This is a genomic window from Microbacterium sp. ZW3a (assembly GCF_057167165.1).
This window is the reverse complement of sequence record NZ_CM169903.1, coordinates 1,070,248-1,084,945: the sequence shown is the minus strand read 5'-3', so window position 1 is coordinate 1,084,945 and position 14,698 is coordinate 1,070,248. Positions and strand designations below refer to the sequence as shown.

The 14,698-nt window shown below is 69.2% G+C and carries 17 protein-coding genes; 4 read left to right on the top strand and 13 right to left on the bottom strand.

Going from position 1 to position 14,698, the window contains the following annotated elements:
• Window positions 1-24: 24 nt before the first annotated feature.
• The 6 genes from ACU6WY_RS05060 to infC all read right to left on the bottom strand — a co-directional run bounded on the left by ACU6WY_RS05060 (window position 25) and on the right by infC (window position 4,058).
• The gene (locus ACU6WY_RS05060) at window positions 25-945 is read right to left on the bottom strand and encodes a glutamate ABC transporter substrate-binding protein (protein ID WP_483821368.1); all 921 of its coding nucleotides are present in this window, start codon (window positions 943-945) and stop codon (window positions 25-27) included.
• 93 nt (window positions 946-1,038) lie between these two features.
• The gene (locus ACU6WY_RS05055; protein ID WP_483821367.1) at window positions 1,039-1,800 is read right to left on the bottom strand and encodes an amino acid ABC transporter ATP-binding protein; all 762 of its coding nucleotides are present in this window, start codon (window positions 1,798-1,800) and stop codon (window positions 1,039-1,041) included.
• A gap of 78 nt (window positions 1,801-1,878) precedes the next feature.
• A complete protein-coding gene (locus tag ACU6WY_RS05050) occupies window positions 1,879-2,676 on the bottom strand; it encodes a TrmH family RNA methyltransferase (protein ID WP_483821366.1) in 798 nt (265 codons plus the stop codon).
• 100 nt (window positions 2,677-2,776) lie between these two features.
• The gene (rplT, locus tag ACU6WY_RS05045) at window positions 2,777-3,160 is read right to left on the bottom strand and encodes a 50S ribosomal protein L20 (protein ID WP_063257942.1); all 384 of its coding nucleotides are present in this window, start codon (window positions 3,158-3,160) and stop codon (window positions 2,777-2,779) included.
• Between the two features lie 29 nt (window positions 3,161-3,189).
• The gene (gene rpmI / locus ACU6WY_RS05040; protein WP_483821365.1) at window positions 3,190-3,384 is read right to left on the bottom strand and encodes a 50S ribosomal protein L35; all 195 of its coding nucleotides are present in this window, start codon (window positions 3,382-3,384) and stop codon (window positions 3,190-3,192) included.
• Between the two features lie 47 nt (window positions 3,385-3,431).
• Entirely contained in the window at window positions 3,432-4,058 is a 627-nt protein-coding gene (gene infC / locus ACU6WY_RS05035) for a translation initiation factor IF-3 (RefSeq protein WP_483821855.1), read from the bottom strand.
• Between the two features lie 244 nt (window positions 4,059-4,302).
• Between infC and ACU6WY_RS05030 the strand changes: the two genes are divergently transcribed.
• Window positions 4,303-4,707, top strand: coding sequence for a DUF1844 domain-containing protein (locus ACU6WY_RS05030; RefSeq protein WP_483821364.1), 405 nt, complete (start codon window positions 4,303-4,305; stop codon window positions 4,705-4,707).
• 32 nt (window positions 4,708-4,739) lie between these two features.
• Here the strand turns inward: ACU6WY_RS05030 and ACU6WY_RS05025 are convergent, their stop codons facing one another.
• Genes ACU6WY_RS05025 through ACU6WY_RS05000 form a run of 6 tightly spaced genes read right to left on the bottom strand, consistent with a single transcriptional unit; the run spans window position 4,740 to window position 9,046 of the window.
• Window positions 4,740-5,519 carry an SseB family protein gene (locus ACU6WY_RS05025; RefSeq protein WP_483821363.1) on the bottom strand — a complete coding sequence of 260 codons (780 nt, stop codon included), beginning with the start codon at window positions 5,517-5,519 and terminating at the stop codon, window positions 4,740-4,742.
• Window positions 5,503-6,249, bottom strand: a complete 747-nt coding sequence (gene priA / locus ACU6WY_RS05020; RefSeq protein WP_483821362.1) for a bifunctional 1-(5-phosphoribosyl)-5-((5-phosphoribosylamino)methylideneamino)imidazole-4-carboxamide isomerase/phosphoribosylanthranilate isomerase PriA — start codon at window positions 6,247-6,249, stop codon at window positions 5,503-5,505. Before priA ends, ACU6WY_RS05025 begins: the two co-directional genes overlap by 17 nt.
• A gap of 46 nt (window positions 6,250-6,295) precedes the next feature.
• Entirely contained in the window at window positions 6,296-6,943 is a 648-nt protein-coding gene (hisH, locus tag ACU6WY_RS05015) for an imidazole glycerol phosphate synthase subunit HisH (protein WP_483821361.1), read from the bottom strand.
• Window positions 6,940-7,554, bottom strand: a complete 615-nt coding sequence (hisB, locus tag ACU6WY_RS05010; RefSeq protein WP_483821360.1) for an imidazoleglycerol-phosphate dehydratase HisB — start codon at window positions 7,552-7,554, stop codon at window positions 6,940-6,942. The genes hisH and hisB overlap by 4 nt, the downstream gene beginning before the upstream one ends.
• A complete protein-coding gene (locus tag ACU6WY_RS05005) occupies window positions 7,551-8,636 on the bottom strand; it encodes a histidinol-phosphate transaminase (protein WP_483821359.1) in 1,086 nt (361 codons plus the stop codon). Before ACU6WY_RS05005 ends, hisB begins: the two co-directional genes overlap by 4 nt.
• A gap of 59 nt (window positions 8,637-8,695) precedes the next feature.
• Window positions 8,696-9,046, bottom strand: coding sequence for a LysM peptidoglycan-binding domain-containing protein (locus tag ACU6WY_RS05000; protein ID WP_483821358.1), 351 nt, complete (start codon window positions 9,044-9,046; stop codon window positions 8,696-8,698).
• A gap of 259 nt (window positions 9,047-9,305) precedes the next feature.
• On the opposite strand from ACU6WY_RS05000, the gene lexA reads away from it, so the two are divergent.
• The 3 genes from lexA (at window position 9,306) to ACU6WY_RS04985 (ending at window position 13,020) form a co-directional block, all read left to right on the top strand.
• Entirely contained in the window at window positions 9,306-9,995 is a 690-nt protein-coding gene (gene lexA / locus ACU6WY_RS04995) for a transcriptional repressor LexA (protein WP_483821357.1), read from the top strand.
• A gap of 93 nt (window positions 9,996-10,088) precedes the next feature.
• Window positions 10,089-11,084 carry a hypothetical protein gene (locus ACU6WY_RS04990; RefSeq protein ID WP_483821356.1) on the top strand — a complete coding sequence of 332 codons (996 nt, stop codon included), beginning with the start codon at window positions 10,089-10,091 and terminating at the stop codon, window positions 11,082-11,084.
• 49 nt (window positions 11,085-11,133) lie between these two features.
• Entirely contained in the window at window positions 11,134-13,020 is a 1,887-nt protein-coding gene (locus tag ACU6WY_RS04985) for a prolyl oligopeptidase family serine peptidase (protein ID WP_483821355.1), read from the top strand.
• Between the two features lie 85 nt (window positions 13,021-13,105).
• Here the strand turns inward: ACU6WY_RS04985 and hflX are convergent, their stop codons facing one another.
• The gene (gene hflX / locus ACU6WY_RS04980; protein WP_483821354.1) at window positions 13,106-14,623 is read right to left on the bottom strand and encodes a GTPase HflX; all 1,518 of its coding nucleotides are present in this window, start codon (window positions 14,621-14,623) and stop codon (window positions 13,106-13,108) included.
• Between the last annotated feature and the right edge of the window lie 75 nt (window positions 14,624-14,698).

Sequence of the window (14,698 nt, the reverse complement as noted above, 5' to 3'; positions counted from 1 at the left end):
GTTCTCGCCGCCTGCACCGGAAACTCAACCGACCGGGTCGACCGCAGGCTGCTCGCCGGCGACGCCCGAGGCGCCGAGGTTCTTCTCGAAGATGGCCTCCCACGTCGAACCGCCATCGGTGAACATGGTGTTCACGAACTCCTGGAACGCCGTGTCACCCTTCGCCAGGCCCACGCCGTAGCGCTCCTCACTGAAGGGCTCGCCCGCGATCTTCAGGTTCTCGGGGTCCTGGGCGGCGTAGCCGAGAAGGATCGCCTCGTCGGTGGTGACGGCATCCACCTCGCCGTTCTTGAGCTTTTCCACGCACTGGGAGTACGTGTCGAACTCGACGACCTGAGCCGGGGTCTCCTCGCGGATGCGCTGGATCGGCGTGGAGCCGGTCACGGAGCAGACGGTCGTCTCGGCCGTAAGTGAGTCCTTCCCCGTGATGGTGTCGTCGTCCGCGGCGACCAGGAGGCCTTGACCAGTGAGGAAGTAGGGTCCCGCGAACGAAATCTGCTCTTTGCGCTTGTCGGTGATCGAGTACGTGCCGACGTAATAGTCGATGTCGCCGTTGATGATCGCCTGCTCGCGGTTAGCCGACGCGATCGCCTTGTACTCGACCTGCGACTCGTCCGCCGGGTCGAACCCGAGCGACGCCGCGACCCAGCGGGCGATGTCGACGTCGAAGCCCTTGCGCTCACCGGTCACGGGGTCGAGGTATCCCAGGCCGGGCTGGTCTTCCTTGACGCCGATCACGACCTTGCCAGCCGAGCTGACCTGGTCGAACGTGGGGCTGCCCTCGATGGTGACGTCGGTGGCGACCTCGCCCCAGACCGGGCCGTCAGTCGTGCCCTCGCCGGCGCCCGCGTCGGGCGCTCCCGGGGTGCCGCTGTTGCACGCCGTGAGCGCGAGCAGGCCGGCGGCGATGACGCCGACGCCCGCGAGAAGTCGAGTTTTACGCATGTGATGTCTCCTTGATGACGTGTGCTGTAGGGAGGGGATACGGGGGGATGCCGAGGCGGCGGGGCAGAGGAACGTCATCGTTCCGTGCCGGAATCAGTGCGTGATGAGCTTGGAAAGGAAATCCTTCGCCCGATCCGACTGCGGGTTCGTGAAGAACTGCTCCGGAGGAGCTTGCTCGACGATCTGACCGTCGGCCATGAACACCACCCGGTTCGCGGCTTTGCGGGCGAAGCCCATCTCGTGGGTGACGACGATCATCGTCATACCGTCCTTCGCGAGCCCGACCATCACATCGAGGACCTCGTTGATCATCTCGGGGTCGAGCGCCGAGGTCGGCTCGTCGAACAACATGACCTTCGGCTTCATCGCGAGGGCGCGCGCGATCGCGACGCGCTGCTGCTGCCCGCCCGAGAGCTGCGCGGGCAGCTTGTCGGCCTGGTGCCCGACGCCCACTCGCTCGAGGAGCGCACGCGCCTCTTTCTCGGCATCCCCCTTCTTGAGCTTGCGGACCTTGATCGGACCGAGCGTGACGTTCTCGAGGATCGTCAGGTGCGCGAAGAGGTTGAACGACTGGAAGACCATGCCCACGTCGGCACGGAGCTTCGCGAGCCCCTTGCCTTCTTCGGGAAGCGCTTCGCCGTCGATCGTGATCGAGCCGCTCGTGATCGTCTCGAGGCGGTTGATCGTGCGGCACAGGGTGGACTTGCCCGAACCCGACGGGCCGATGACGACGACGACCTCGCCGCGGTCGACCGTGAGATCGATGTCTTTCAGCGCCTGGAATTGTCCATAGTGCTTCTGGACGTCGGAGACGACGACAAGGGGCTCGGAGCCCGCCGGGGGAACGGATGCCATGTGCTCACCCTAAGAGACGGTCGGGAATGCGACCACACCGGGACGCACGCCTTAACCGTTCTGTAACAGCGGGTGATGTCAGTCGGTGCGCTGGGCGAAGGCGGTCTCGTACAGGCACACGCTGGCCGCGGTGGCGAGATTCAGCGATTCGGCGCGACCGTAGATGGGTAGGCGCAACGCCAGGTCGGCGTGCGTGAGGGCACCCTCGTCGAGACCACGTGCCTCGTTGCCGAATAGCCAGGCCGTCGGCTCTGCGAGGAGCGAGCGCGACGCGACGAAGTCCTCACCCCCCACATCGGCTGCGACCACGCGCAGTCCCGCCTCGTGGACACGCTCGACCACGTCGGCGAGGTCGAGATCGACCGCGACGGGCAGATGGAAGAGGGAACCCGTCGTCGAGCGGACGACCTTCGGGTTGTAGAGGTCCACCGTCCGCCCGGTCAGGATCACCGCATCGGCGCCGGCGGCGTCGGCCGCTCGGATGATCGTGCCGAGGTTGCCGGGATCGCGAACCTCTTCGCAAATCGCCAGGAGGCGCGGCTCCCCGGCGAGGATGTCCTTCAGCGCCGTCGGCGACTGCCGGGCCACCGCGACAATGCCCTGCGGCGTCACGGTGTCGGCCATGGCATCCAGGACCGCCTCGGTCGTGTACTGCAGATCCACGCCCGCGTCGATCGCCGCATCGCGCACATCGGTGTGCTTCTCGAGCGCCGTCGGTGTCGCATACAGCTCGAGGACCGTCCCGGGAGCCCACGCGAGGGCTTCGCGCGCCGCCTGAGGGCCCTCCAAGAGGAACAGGCCGGTCTCCTGCCGGGCGGCGCGCTTGCTCAGCTTGGCCACGGCGCGCACCCGCGGCGAACGGGGGTTCTCCAGCACGCCCCCAGTGTATGGCCCCACCGGCATGCACCCCGGAAGCCGCGGCGGAAACGCCGAACGGGCGCCCTCCGAAGAGGACGCCCGTTCGTGAGAACCGGTGTTACGCGGTCTTGGCGGCGTTGACATCGCTGGGCAGTGCAGCCTTCGCGGTCGCGACGAGCGACGCGAACACGGCGGGCTCGTTCACGGCGAGCTCGGCCAGCATGCGACGGTCCACCTGCACACCCGCAAGGCCCAGGCCCTGGATGAAGCGGTTGTAGGTGAGGCCGTTCTGACGGCTCGCGGCGTTGATGCGCTGAATCCACAGACGACGGAAGTCGCCCTTGCGCTTGCGGCGGTCGCGGTAGGCGTAGACGAGCGAGTGAGTGACCTGCTCCTTGGCCTTGCGGTACAGGCGCGAACGCTGACCGCGGTAACCGGACGCGCGCTCGAGGATGACGCGACGCTTCTTGTGGGCGTTGACGGCCCGCTTGACTCTAGCCATTTCTGTTCTTTCCTAACGTGCGTCGGCGCTCAGAGGCCGAGGAGCTTCTTGGCGACCTTGGAGTCACCCTTGGCCAGGACCTGCTCCTGGTTCAGGCGACGGGTGCGCTTGGAGGCCTTGCCCTCGAGGTTGTGCCGCATGCCGGCCTGCTGCTTCATGAGCTTGCCGCTACCGGTCACCTTGAAACGCTTCTTGGCGCCCGAGTGGGTCTTCTGCTTCGGCATCTGTCTTCCTTCGTTGGTATCCCGGCACTGCGGGAGTCGGGGGGGGCTTACTCGGCGGGTGCCGGAGCAGCTTCGTCGTCGGGAGCCGAGTCGCCGCGCGCGGCGCTACGGGCCGCCTCGCGGTTGGCCGCGCGCTGCGCGTTCTGCTCGGTCTTGACCTCGGACTTGTTCTTGTGCGGCGCGACCACCATGACCATGTTGCGACCGTCGATCGTGGGGTTCGACTCGACCGTGCCGAACTCGGCCACGTCTTCGGCGAACTTCCGCAGCAGACGCACACCCTGTTCGGGACGGGACTGCTCACGACCGCGGAACAGGATCATCGCCTTGACCTTGTCGCCCGCCTGGAGGAAGCCCTCGGCGCGCTTGAGTTTGGTGATGTAATCGTGCGCCTCGATCTTCAGACGGAACCGGACCTCCTTGAGGACGGTGTTCGCCTGGTTGCGACGCGCTTCCTTGGCCTTCTGAGCTGCCTCGTACTTGAACTTGCCGTAGTCCATGATCTTGACCACGGGCGGCTTCGAGCTCGGTGCGACCTCGACCAAGTCGAGGTCCGCTTCCTGGGCCAGGCGCAGCGCAGCTTCGATTCGGACGATGCCGACCTGCTCGCCGTTGGGTCCGACGAGACGGACCTCCGGGACTCGGATGCGCTCGTTGGTGCGGGGATCGCTGATGCGGAACTCCTCTTGTCTGCGAATGACGGCCGCCGCGATCCTGGCGGATCACGGGCGAAGAGGAGAACATGCCACCCGGCACGGTGCCCTGAGCACCGGCTTCTGCACCCTGGCAACCCCGTGCGAAACGGAGCGGAGTGCGGGAACCCGGTAGCCTGGAGCGGCAAGCGCGGGTGGGATGTCATCCTCTTTCGTACGGAGCAGAACGCTCCGAAGCCCGCCACAGTCTAGCAGAGAGATACCCGTGGACACGATTCCCCCCGACGACGCCCGAAACGCACAGGATGCCGAGCGTCTCGCGCGGTGGGAGGAGCAGGAGCGCGTCTCCTCCTCCGCCTCCCGTGACATCGCCGATGTGCCCGCCGTCGAGGTCATCACCACCACCGCGGTGCACCTCATGAGCGCGGCGGCCGTGAAGGTCGGCCTCGCCGATGATCCGGGGCAGCAGCTCGACCTCGACGAGGCCCGCAAGCTCATCAACGCCCTCGCCGGGCTCATCACCGCGGGCGCGCCCGAGATCAGCGACATGCACGCTCGCTCGCTCCGCGACGGCCTGCGCTCCCTGCAGCTGGCGTTCCGCGAGGCCTCCGTCATCCCCGACCCCATCGGCAAGGGGCCCGGCGAGAAGTGGACGGGGCCCGTCACGTAGGTCGCTGGTACTTCGGTACCGGACGCGGGGAATCAGACGTCGGTGCTGCGGTGGAGCTTGACGGTCAGCGAATCCACGAGCACGGCGACGCGGTCGTCGGCGGCCCAGCGGCGCGCAAGACGGGCGAGCACGGCATCCAACTCGTCCTGCTCAAGACCCGACATGAGTTGCAGGTGCACGACCAGCTCGGGCCCGCGGAGGCGGCCGGTGGGATCCCCCGGCTGCACCGCGAGGTCGAGGACCGCCAGCTCACCGGAGATGCTCTCCTGCAGACCGGTGAACACGGCGGGCGACGTGTGCGCCGGCTCCCACGATTCACCCTGGGCGATCGCCCAGACCGCCGGGCGACGGAGCACGAACTCTGTCTCGGAAGCCGGATCGATCACGATCAGTTCGGTATCCTCCGAGGCCGCGGCCAGAGCCGTGCGACGCCCGTCCGCGGGGACCGGGCGGGCCGTGGCATCCCAGGCCTGGAGCGCCGTGACCGACGTGAACACCGGCAGCACCTTCCGCCCGTCGGGGGCAGCGACCGTGACGATCGAGAGCTCCTGCGTCTTATCGACCTCGAGCCCGTGCGGGCCGACGCCGTGGTCGCCCTTCTCCGCGACGAGCGGGATCAGCAGACGCGCCGTGCGATAAGCGTCGACGACCGCTCGCGCATCGCCCTCGCCGGTCGGGAAAGCGAGCAGGGCGGAGAGCAACGCGGGATCGGCCGAGCCGTCGTCGCCCGCGTGCGGATTCGACTCGAAGCGGCGCCCCTCCCAGGGGACGCCCGCCGAGTCGGCGTGGTGACCGTCAGTGTCCGGCGACATCCAGCGCCTCGGCGAGGGTGAACTGCCCCGCGTAGAGTGCCTTCCCCACGATCGCGCCCTCGACGCCCAGAGGCACGAGGTCGCGAAGCGCCGCGATGTCGTCGAGGCTCGAGACGCCGCCCGAGGCGACGATCGGCTTGGGGGTGCGCTGGGTCAGTTCGCGAAGGAGGTCGAGGTTCGGGCCACGGAGCGTGCCGTCCTTCGTGACGTCGGTCACGACGTACCGGCTGCAACCGGCGTCTTCGAGTCGCTCGAGCACCGTCCACAGGTCGCCGCCATCACGGGTCCACCCACGGGCGGCCAGGGTCGTGCCACGCACGTCGAGGCCGACCGCGATCGCCTCGCCGTAGCGGTTGATGACGTCGGCGGCCCATTCCGGGTTCTCGAGCGCCGCGGTACCGAGGTTGATACGGCTCGCACCGCTCTCCAGCGCCGCCTCGAGCGACCGGTCGTCGCGGATGCCACCGGACAGCTCGACCTGAACGCCCTTGACCTGCTTGATGACCTTGCGCATCACGGCGGTGTTGTTCCCGCGGCCGAAGGCGGCATCGAGGTCGACGAGGTGGATCCACGCCGCACCCTGGCGCGCGAAGTCCATCGCGGCATCCACGGGGTCGCCGTAGCTGGTCTCGGTGCCCGCCTCTCCCTGGGTCAGACGGACCGCCTTACCGTCGGCAACATCGACCGCCGGAAGGAGGACAAGCTCGGGCGTGGACGCGAAATCGTTCATGGCTCCTCGTGCCGGTAGGCGCCTCTCGCCAGCCCCGGGCACGAGGTCACACAGTAGTCGTGCGCAGCCCGTCGATCCAATTCGCGAGGAGACGGATGCCGGCTTCGCCCGACTTCTCCGGGTGGAACTGAGTCGCCGAGAGCGGACCGTTCTCTACCGCGGCCAGGAACGGGGCACCGTGGGTCGCCCACGTGAGGACCGGCTCCGGGAAGGGCGGAGTGACCTCGAGGGACCACTCCTGCGCGGCGTACGAGTGCACGAAGTAGAAGCGCTCGTCACGGAGGCCGTCGAACAGACGAGACCCCTCACCGACGGACACCGTGTTCCACCCCATGTGCGGGAGGACGGGTGCGGAGAGCTCGGAGACCGTGCCCGGCCACTCCCCCAGGCCCTCGGTGTCGGTGCCGCGCTCGATCCCCCGCCCGAACATGACCTGCATGCCCACGCAGATGCCGAGCACGGGGCGTCCGCCCGCCAGACGGCGGTCGATGATCTCGCCACCGCGGCTGGCGTTGAGGGCGTCCATGACCGCACGGAAGGCCCCCACGCCGGGCACCAAGAGCCCGTCTGCGTCGAGGAGGAGGGAGCGGTCGGACGTCAGCCGCGCATCGGCGCCGGCTTCGATCAGCGCCTTGACCGCCGAGTGGACGTTGCCGGAGCCGTAGTCGAGAACGGCGACGACGGGCTTGCTCACAGTGCGCCCTTCGTACTCGGGATGCCGTCGACGAGCGGGTCGAGAGCCTTGGCCTGACGGAACGCACGGGCCAGCGCCTTGTACTCCGCTTCGGCGATGTGGTGCGGGTCACGGCCACCGAGCACGCGCACGTGCACCGTCAGTCCCGCGTGGATCGAAATGGCCTCGAACGAGTGACGCACGAGCGAGCCGGTGAAGTGACCGCCGATGAGGTGGTGCTCGAAGCCGGCGGGCTCACCGGTGTGCACCAGGTAGGGGCGCCCACTGATGTCGACGACCGCCTGCGCCAGCGCCTCGTCGAGCGGGACGAGCGCGTCGCCGTAGCGCGCGATGCCCGACTTGTCACCGAGCGCGTGACGGATGGCCTGGCCGAGGACGATCGAGGTGTCTTCGACGGTGTGGTGGGCATCGATGTGAGTGTCGCCGGTCGAGCGCACACGCAGATCGGTCAACGAATGCTTGGCGAAGGCGGTGAGCATGTGATCGAAGAACGGCACGCTCGTGGAGATCTCGCTCGCCCCGGTGCCATCGAGATCGAGCTCGAGCTCGACGCGCGACTCGCTCGTCTCTCGCGTGATCGAGGCGGTGCGGGGTGTGGAGGGGCCGGTCATGCTCGCGATCCTACCGAGGCGAGGGCGTCGAGGAACGCGGTGGTCTCGTCGGCCGTCCCGGCCGTGACGCGCAGGTGGTGCGGGATTCCGACGTCGCGGATGAGTACCCCGCGGTCGTACAGCGCCTTCCACGTTGCCGCGGGGTCGTCGACCCCGCCGAAGAGGACGAAGTTGGTCCAGGAGTCGTGCGCGGTGTAGCCCAGAGCCGACACCGTCGCCGAGATCCGGTCGCGCTGCGCGACGATCTCGTCGACCATCGACAGCATGGTGCCCGCGTGCCCGAGCGCCGCCGTGGCGGCCGCCTGGGTGAGCGCACTCAGGTGGTACGGCAGGCGCACGAGGCGGAGGGCATCGATCACCCCCGGGTCGGCCGCGAGGTAGCCCACACGGGCGCCGGCGAACGCGAACGCCTTACTCATGGTGCGCGAGACCACCAACCGCGGGCGCCCGGGCAGCAGCGTGACCGCGGACGGCTCGTCGTGCGGCGCGAACTCCTGGTAGGCCTCATCGACGATCACGATGCCGTCGGTCACCGCGTACACGGCCTCGATCACGTCGAGACCGAGGGGTGTACCCGTCGGGTTGTTCGGAGCGCAGAGGAAGACGATGTCGGGGTTCTCGCGAACGACCTGCTCGGCCGCGGACGCGGGGCTGAGCGTGAAGTCGTGCGCTCGCTCACCGGCGACCCACTGTGCACCCGTCGCGCGGGTGAGGATCGGGTACATCGAGTAGGTGGGGGCGAAGCCCATCGCGCGTCGTCCGGGACCACCGAACGCCTGCATCAGGTGCTGCAATACCTCGTTCGAGCCGTTCGCGGCCCAGATCTGCTCGCGGACGAGACCGTTGCCGAGGTACTCGGCGAACGCCTCGCGCAGCGCGGTGAACTCGCGGTCGGGATAGCGGTTGACATCGCGCAAGGCCCGAGCGATCGAATCGAGGATGTCGTCGGCGACCTCGGACGGGACGGGATGAGTGTTCTCGTTGACGTTGAGGGCAACGGGGAGAGCCGCCTGGGGCGCTCCGTACGGAGTCATCCCCCGCAGATCGTCGCGAATCGGGAGGTCGTCAAGGCTCACAGTCACCCCACCCATCGTAGGCGTCGATGCCCCCGCCCCTCCTCGTTGCGCTGAGCGCGTGAACCTCAGCGGGCGGCGACGTACGCGGCGGGGATCGCGATGCGCTGGCCGGCGGCGACCGATCCGTTCTCGAGCGCGTTCAGTCGGGTGATCTCGGCGACGACGTCGCGCGGGTCAGCCTCGGGCGCCACATCTTCCGCGATGGACCACAGCGTCTCGCCGTTCATGACCGTGATCTCGGCGAACGCTGCGGTGGACGCTCCGGTCTCGTTGGAGGCGAGCGCCGCGCCGCCGCCGACGACCGCGACCGTCAGGGCGATCACCACGGGGAGAGCCGCGAGGAACGCGAACACGCGACGGCCGCGCGCGGTCAGGCGCAGGCGGGTGGTGGGGGCAGTGGCGGTGATGCTGGTCATGGTGTGCTCCTCGGTGGGGAGAGATTCGCACCCCACCCTCGGCCGGGAGGGCGGTGGTGCGAATCTGTATTCCGAATCTATCTTCGATACTGTGAGGGTGTCAACACCGGGGTTCTCGGAGACAGATCGAACGCGACACGCGGAGAGCTCCGTGAGGTTCGAGCGGTCGACCGGATACGGTTTCGACAAGGAGACCCCACCACGGACCTCCGACATTCGAATTTCCGCCGCCACGAAGCGCGGCGCGAGGGGAGTACAGATGACCGACGCGACGACCGCCGGCGGCCGCGAACGGCCACAGACCCGGCGCCGGAAGAGCCTCAGCGACAAGCAGTTGGCGATCCTCGAGGTCATCCAGCGCTCGATCGCCCGGCACGGTTACCCGCCGAGCATGCGCGAGATCGGCGACGCGGTGGGACTGAAGTCACTCTCCAGCGTCACCCACCAGCTCAACCAGCTCGAGCTCAGCGGCTACCTGCGCCGCGACCCCGGTAAGACGCGCGCGATGGAGGTGCTCATCGACCTGCCCGGCACCGCCGCCGAGAATCCGGCCGACACCGCTCCGGCCGTGGGCGATGCCGCTCTGGTCCCGCTGGTCGGCCGCATCGCCGCCGGCGTCCCCATCACCGCCGACCAGCAGGTGGAGGAGATCTTCCCCCTCCCCCGCCAACTCGTGGGCAAGGGCGAGCTGTTCATGCTCAAGGTCGCGGGCGACTCCATGATCGATGCGGCGATCTGCGACGGCGACTGGGTGGTCGTGCGCGCGCAGGCCAACGCCGAGAACGGCGAGATCGTCGCCGCGATGCTCGACGGCGAGGCGACCGTGAAGACCTTCCGGCGTCGCGATGGGCACACGTGGCTGCTCCCTCGCAACACCGCGTTCGAGCCGATCCTCGGCGACGACGCCGTCGTCCTCGGCCGCGTCGTGGCAGTACTGCGGACGATCTGACCCCACCTCGAGGCGACGCGCGTCATCCACAGGCGGGCGTCACCGCCCCGCGTGGCCCCTAGCATGACAGGACACATCGAGAGAGCGAGTGTCGTGTCCTCAAACGCCCCCGCGGGAGAACCGTCGACGGAGTCCACCGCCGATGGCCGCCCCGTCGTCATCTCCGCCGACGAGCACGCGCCCCTTCCCCCCGCGACCGGGCGCCGTCCCCGTGCGAGCATCGTCGTTCTCTCCTGCCTCCTCGCCCTCGTCGCCATTGCTGCCGGGCTGGGCATCGCCTGGCTGGCGACGCAACTCGACGAGGCACGCTCGCAGATCACCGATCAACGACAGCAGATCACCGACCAGCAGCGGCAGATCGATGAGCAGCGCGATCTGATCGACCGCAAAGACCAGTTCGGAGCGGCCATGGCAGGCCTCTACGAGACGGTCGAGCCGCTGATCGGGCTCCCGTACGCGACGCTCGTCCCGTGGACCCGTGTCGAGGAGTTCGCCGACCACGCGTGGATCCATCGCTGGAACGCCGAGGCACTCAGCAGAGACGTCGCCGAGGTCACGGCGTTCGACACCGACCTGGGATCACGCATCGACTCGGCTCGGAGCCAGTCGGCGACCAACGCCTCCGGAACCGCCTGGGAGTCGACGCTCGATTCGCTCGGACAAGGGTGGGTGTCGATGGCGTTCGACGAGGGAGAGACGGCGTGCGGCGCGGAGGCGCTGGCGTGCGTCTCCGACGCCGAGCCCTTCACCGTGCGCGTCAACGGCGCAACGCAGACGGATGCCACGATGACCGACTGGATCCGAACGGGGATCGCTTACCACGAGTACGCCCACGTGCTGCAGTTCACGAATCCCGAGGCCACGCAGACCGCACTGGCGGCTTTCGCCGGCGATCTCGAAACGATGGCGGACTGCTACTCCCTGACCTTCCTCGACGGCTGGTCGTTGAACCATGACGTCCCGATCGACGAGTTTTCGTATTGGCAGGTCAGTGTCGGCTACGGCTACACGTGCGACGAAGGACAGCGGCAGGTCATCCGTGACTGGGCCGCCGGGCTCGGCATCGTGAACCAGCCCGTCGGCGGCTGAGCCGTCGCGCCGCGGAGCCGTGTCCGACCCCGTCCGTAGGCTGGATGCCATGCCCCAGACGCTCCCCTACGGTTCCTGGCCCTCCCCCCTCTCGCCCGAACGCGTGGCTCAGTCTTCGCCGCGCATCGACGGCGCGCGCATCGTCGGCGACGAGATCTGGTGGGGCGAATCGGTCCCGAGCGAGGGCGGTCGCGTCGCCGTGCGGCGTCGGCGGCCCGATGGCTCGGTCGAGACCGTGCTGCCGGCCCCCGGGAATGCGCGCTCCTCAGTACACGAGTACGGGGGCGGCGCGTGGACCGCCTCCGACGACGGCGAGCTCTTCTACGTCGAGAAGACCGACCAGCGCGTGTACGCGCTCACCCCCGGCGGTGAGCCGCGGCCCCTCACCCCCGCCGACGACGGCGTACGGCACGGCGGGCTGTCGTGGCAGCACGGGTCGTTGCTGGCGATACGCGAGGTCCACGGCGCCTCGCGCGTCCCCACCCGCGCTATCGTGCGCATCCCGCTCGATGGCTCGGGCACCGAGGTGCTCGCGGACGGTAGCGATTTCCTCGCCCACCCCGCACTCTCGCCGGACGGGCGACGAGTGGCCTGGACGGCGTGGAATCACCCCGACATGCCCTGGGACGCCACGACCGTCCGCGTCCGCGACCTCGCGACGGGCACGGTGCGCGACCTCGCGGGCGGCCCGCGCCGCGCGCCCTTGCAGCCCGTGTGGATGGCCGACGACGAGGTGCTGTACGCCGACGACCCCCACGGACGCTGGAACCTGTTCCGTGTGCGGATCGGCGAGGAGCCACAGGCCGTGGCCCCGGCAGACGCCGACACCGGTGGCGGCGTGTGGGTCCTCGGCACCCGCTGGTTCGGTGCGACGACCGACGGCCGCATCGTCGCGGTGCGCACCGACGGTGCCGACGAGATCGTCGAGATCGCCCCCAGCGGCGTACGCCCCCTCGACCTCCCGGTGACCGCCGGAGCCTCGATAGACGACATCCGCGGATCGCGCGCCCTCGTCTCCGGATCCGACGCAGTGGGTCGTGCGGGGTTGTGGTCGATCGACCTCGACACCGGCGCCGCCGAAGTCGTCACCGACGGCGCCCATCCGGGCGTCGAGTGGATGCCGACCGCTCGCGCTCTCACCGCCGAGGGGCCGCACGGCCCGGTGCATGCGTTCGCGTACGCACCGACGAGCCCCGACCACGTCGGCCCGGTCGACGAGCGCCCGCCGTACGTCGTTCTCGTGCACGGCGGACCCACGTCCCACGTCGGGCCGTCGCCGTCGGTCAAGACGGCGTTCTTCACCAGCCGCGGGATCGGCGTGCTCGACGTCAACTACGGCGGGTCCACCGGCTACGGCCGGGCGTACCGTGAGCGCCTGCGGGGCCAGTGGGGCGTCGTCGATGTCGACGACGTCGCCGCAGCGGCATCCGCCCTCGCCGAGGCGGGTCTCGCCGACCCCGAGCGCCTCGCGATCGCTGGAGGCTCCGCGGGCGGCTGGACGGTGCTGGCCGCCGTGACGAATACCGAGGTCTTCTCGGCAGGTATCTCGCGCTACGGCGTCGGGGACGCTCGCGCACTGGCCGAAGACACGCACGACTTCGAGGCGCGCTACCTCGACGGTCTCATCGGTCCGCTCCCCGAGGCGGAGGCCGTGTACGTCGAGCGATCGCCGCTGTCGCACCCCGAACGTTTCCGCGTGCCGCTGCTCATCCTGCAGGGCACGGAAGATCGGGTCGTCCCACCCTCGCAAGCCGAGGCCATTCGCGACGCGCTCCGCGAGCACGGCGTCGCTCACGCCTACGTGCTGTACGAGGGCGAGGGTCACGGTTTCCGTCAGGCGGACACGGTCGTCGACTCCCTGCAGCGGGAGCTGGGTTTCCTGGGCGCGGTGTTCGGGTTCGAGACGCCGGGGGTCCCGACGCTCGCACTCGACTGATCTGCGCGCGCAGCGCGCGTGGCGCCCCCCGACACCGAAGACCCCCGCCGAACATCCTGTCGACGGGGGTCTTCGTGCACAGCGGTCAGGCCGCGAACGGCGCGAGTTCGGCCGCCAGACGGGCGCCCACGTGGGCGTGCAGGAACGTGCCCTGCTCACGATGCTCCTGTGCCACGATGAGGCCCGTTTCGTGGATGGCCGACACGAGGTCGCCGCGGTCGTACGGAACGACCGCCTGCACCTCGACCGCGGGGAGCGGCAGCGCGTCTTCGATCGCGGCGCGCAGCTCGTCGACGCCCTCGCCCGTGCGCGACGAGACGAACAGCGCTGAGGGGGCGAGCCCGCGCAGCACCAGACGATCGTCGGGGCCGAGCAGATCGGCCTTGTTGAAGACGACGATCTCGTGCCCGAAGTCGGCATCGACGTCGCCCATCACGTCTCGCACCGTCGAGAGCTGCGCCGCCGGATCGGGGTGGGACGCATCGACGACGTGCAGGATGACGTCGGCGTCGCCGACCTCCTCCAGCGTCGACCGGAACGCCTCGACGAGCTGGTGCGGCAGATTGCGCACGAAGCCCACCGTGTCGGTCAGCGTGTAGACGCGACCGTCGGTGGTCTCGGAGCGGCGGACGGTGGCATCCAGGGTCGCGAACAGCGCGTTCTCGACGAGGACGCCGGCGCTGGTCAGGCGGTTCAGCAGACTCGACTTTCCCGCGTTCGTGTAGCCCGCGATCGCGACCGACGGAATGGTGTTGCGCTTGCGCTCGGCACGCTTGGCCTCGCGGGCGGGGGCGAAGTCCCGCAACTGCTTGCGCAGCTGGGCCATGCGGGTACGGATGCGGCGGCGATCCAGCTCGATCTTCGTCTCACCGGGGCCGCGCGAGCCCATGCCCGCACCGCCCGCGCCGACCTGTCCACCGGCCTGCCGCGACATCGAGTCACCCCAGCCGCGCAGGCGCGGCAGGAGGTACTCGAGCTGGGCGAGCTCGACCTGGGCTTTGCCCTCTCGGCTCTTCGCGTGCTGACTGAAGATGTCGAGGATCACCGTGGTGCGGTCGATCACCTTCACCTTCACGACGTCTTCGAGCGCGCGACGCTGGCTGGGCGCGAGCTCCGTGTCGGCGATGACGGTGTCGGCTCCGACCGCGGCGACGATGTCGCGCAGTTCCTCCGCCTTTCCGCGTCCGACGTACGTCGCCGGATCGGGATGCGGGCGGCGCTGCAGCACGCCGTCGAGGACGACGGCACCGGCGGTCTCGGCCAGCGCCGACAGCTCGCGCAGAGAGTTCTCGGCATCCGATTGTTCGCCCTGCGGGTGAACGCCGACAAGGACGACGTTCTCCAGACGCAGCTGGCGATACTCGACCTCGGTGACGTCCTCGAGTTCGGTGGAGAGTCCGGGAACGCGACGGAGGGCCGCACGTTCCTCACGGTCCCACTGGTCACCGTCGGAGGCGCCGCCGTACGCGGTGGAGGCATCCTGGAGGGCCTGAGCCCCACCGAAGACCCGGACCCCGCGATGCGCCTCGGTGCGCGACAGCACGCGGTCGACCGGATCCACCGGCGACGCGTCGGTGCTCGGGGGTGTGGTCTGTTCGGTCATGTGTTCCTTTCGTCCGCGGGCGATGCCGCGGTGTTCTGGCACTTTATCCGCCTGGGCGACAGGGGCGCCGGTCGG

What these genes read in the sequence shown, in the direction of transcription:
- ACU6WY_RS05055 (WP_483821367.1), bottom strand. Translation starts at nt 1,800, where the DNA reads ATGGCATCCGTTCCCCCGGCGGGCTCCGAGCCCCTTGTCGTCGTCTCC.
- rpmI (WP_483821365.1), bottom strand. Translation starts at nt 3,384, where the DNA reads ATGCCGAAGCAGAAGACCCACTCGGGCGCCAAGAAGCGTTTCAAGGTG.
- lexA (WP_483821357.1), top strand. Translation starts at nt 9,306, where the DNA reads ATGACCGACGCGACGACCGCCGGCGGCCGCGAACGGCCACAGACCCGG.
- ACU6WY_RS05060 (WP_483821368.1), bottom strand. Translation starts at nt 945, where the DNA reads ATGCGTAAAACTCGACTTCTCGCGGGCGTCGGCGTCATCGCCGCCGGC.
- rplT (WP_063257942.1), bottom strand. Translation starts at nt 3,160, where the DNA reads ATGGCTAGAGTCAAGCGGGCCGTCAACGCCCACAAGAAGCGTCGCGTC.
- hflX (WP_483821354.1), bottom strand. Translation starts at nt 14,623, where the DNA reads ATGACCGAACAGACCACACCCCCGAGCACCGACGCGTCGCCGGTGGAT.
- priA (WP_483821362.1), bottom strand. Translation starts at nt 6,249, where the DNA reads ATGAACGATTTCGCGTCCACGCCCGAGCTTGTCCTCCTTCCGGCGGTC.
- ACU6WY_RS05000 (WP_483821358.1), bottom strand. Translation starts at nt 9,046, where the DNA reads ATGACCAGCATCACCGCCACTGCCCCCACCACCCGCCTGCGCCTGACC.
- hisB (WP_483821360.1), bottom strand. Translation starts at nt 7,554, where the DNA reads ATGACCGGCCCCTCCACACCCCGCACCGCCTCGATCACGCGAGAGACG.
- ACU6WY_RS04985 (WP_483821355.1), top strand. Translation starts at nt 11,134, where the DNA reads ATGCCCCAGACGCTCCCCTACGGTTCCTGGCCCTCCCCCCTCTCGCCC.
- ACU6WY_RS05025 (WP_483821363.1), bottom strand. Translation starts at nt 5,519, where the DNA reads ATGTCGCCGGACACTGACGGTCACCACGCCGACTCGGCGGGCGTCCCC.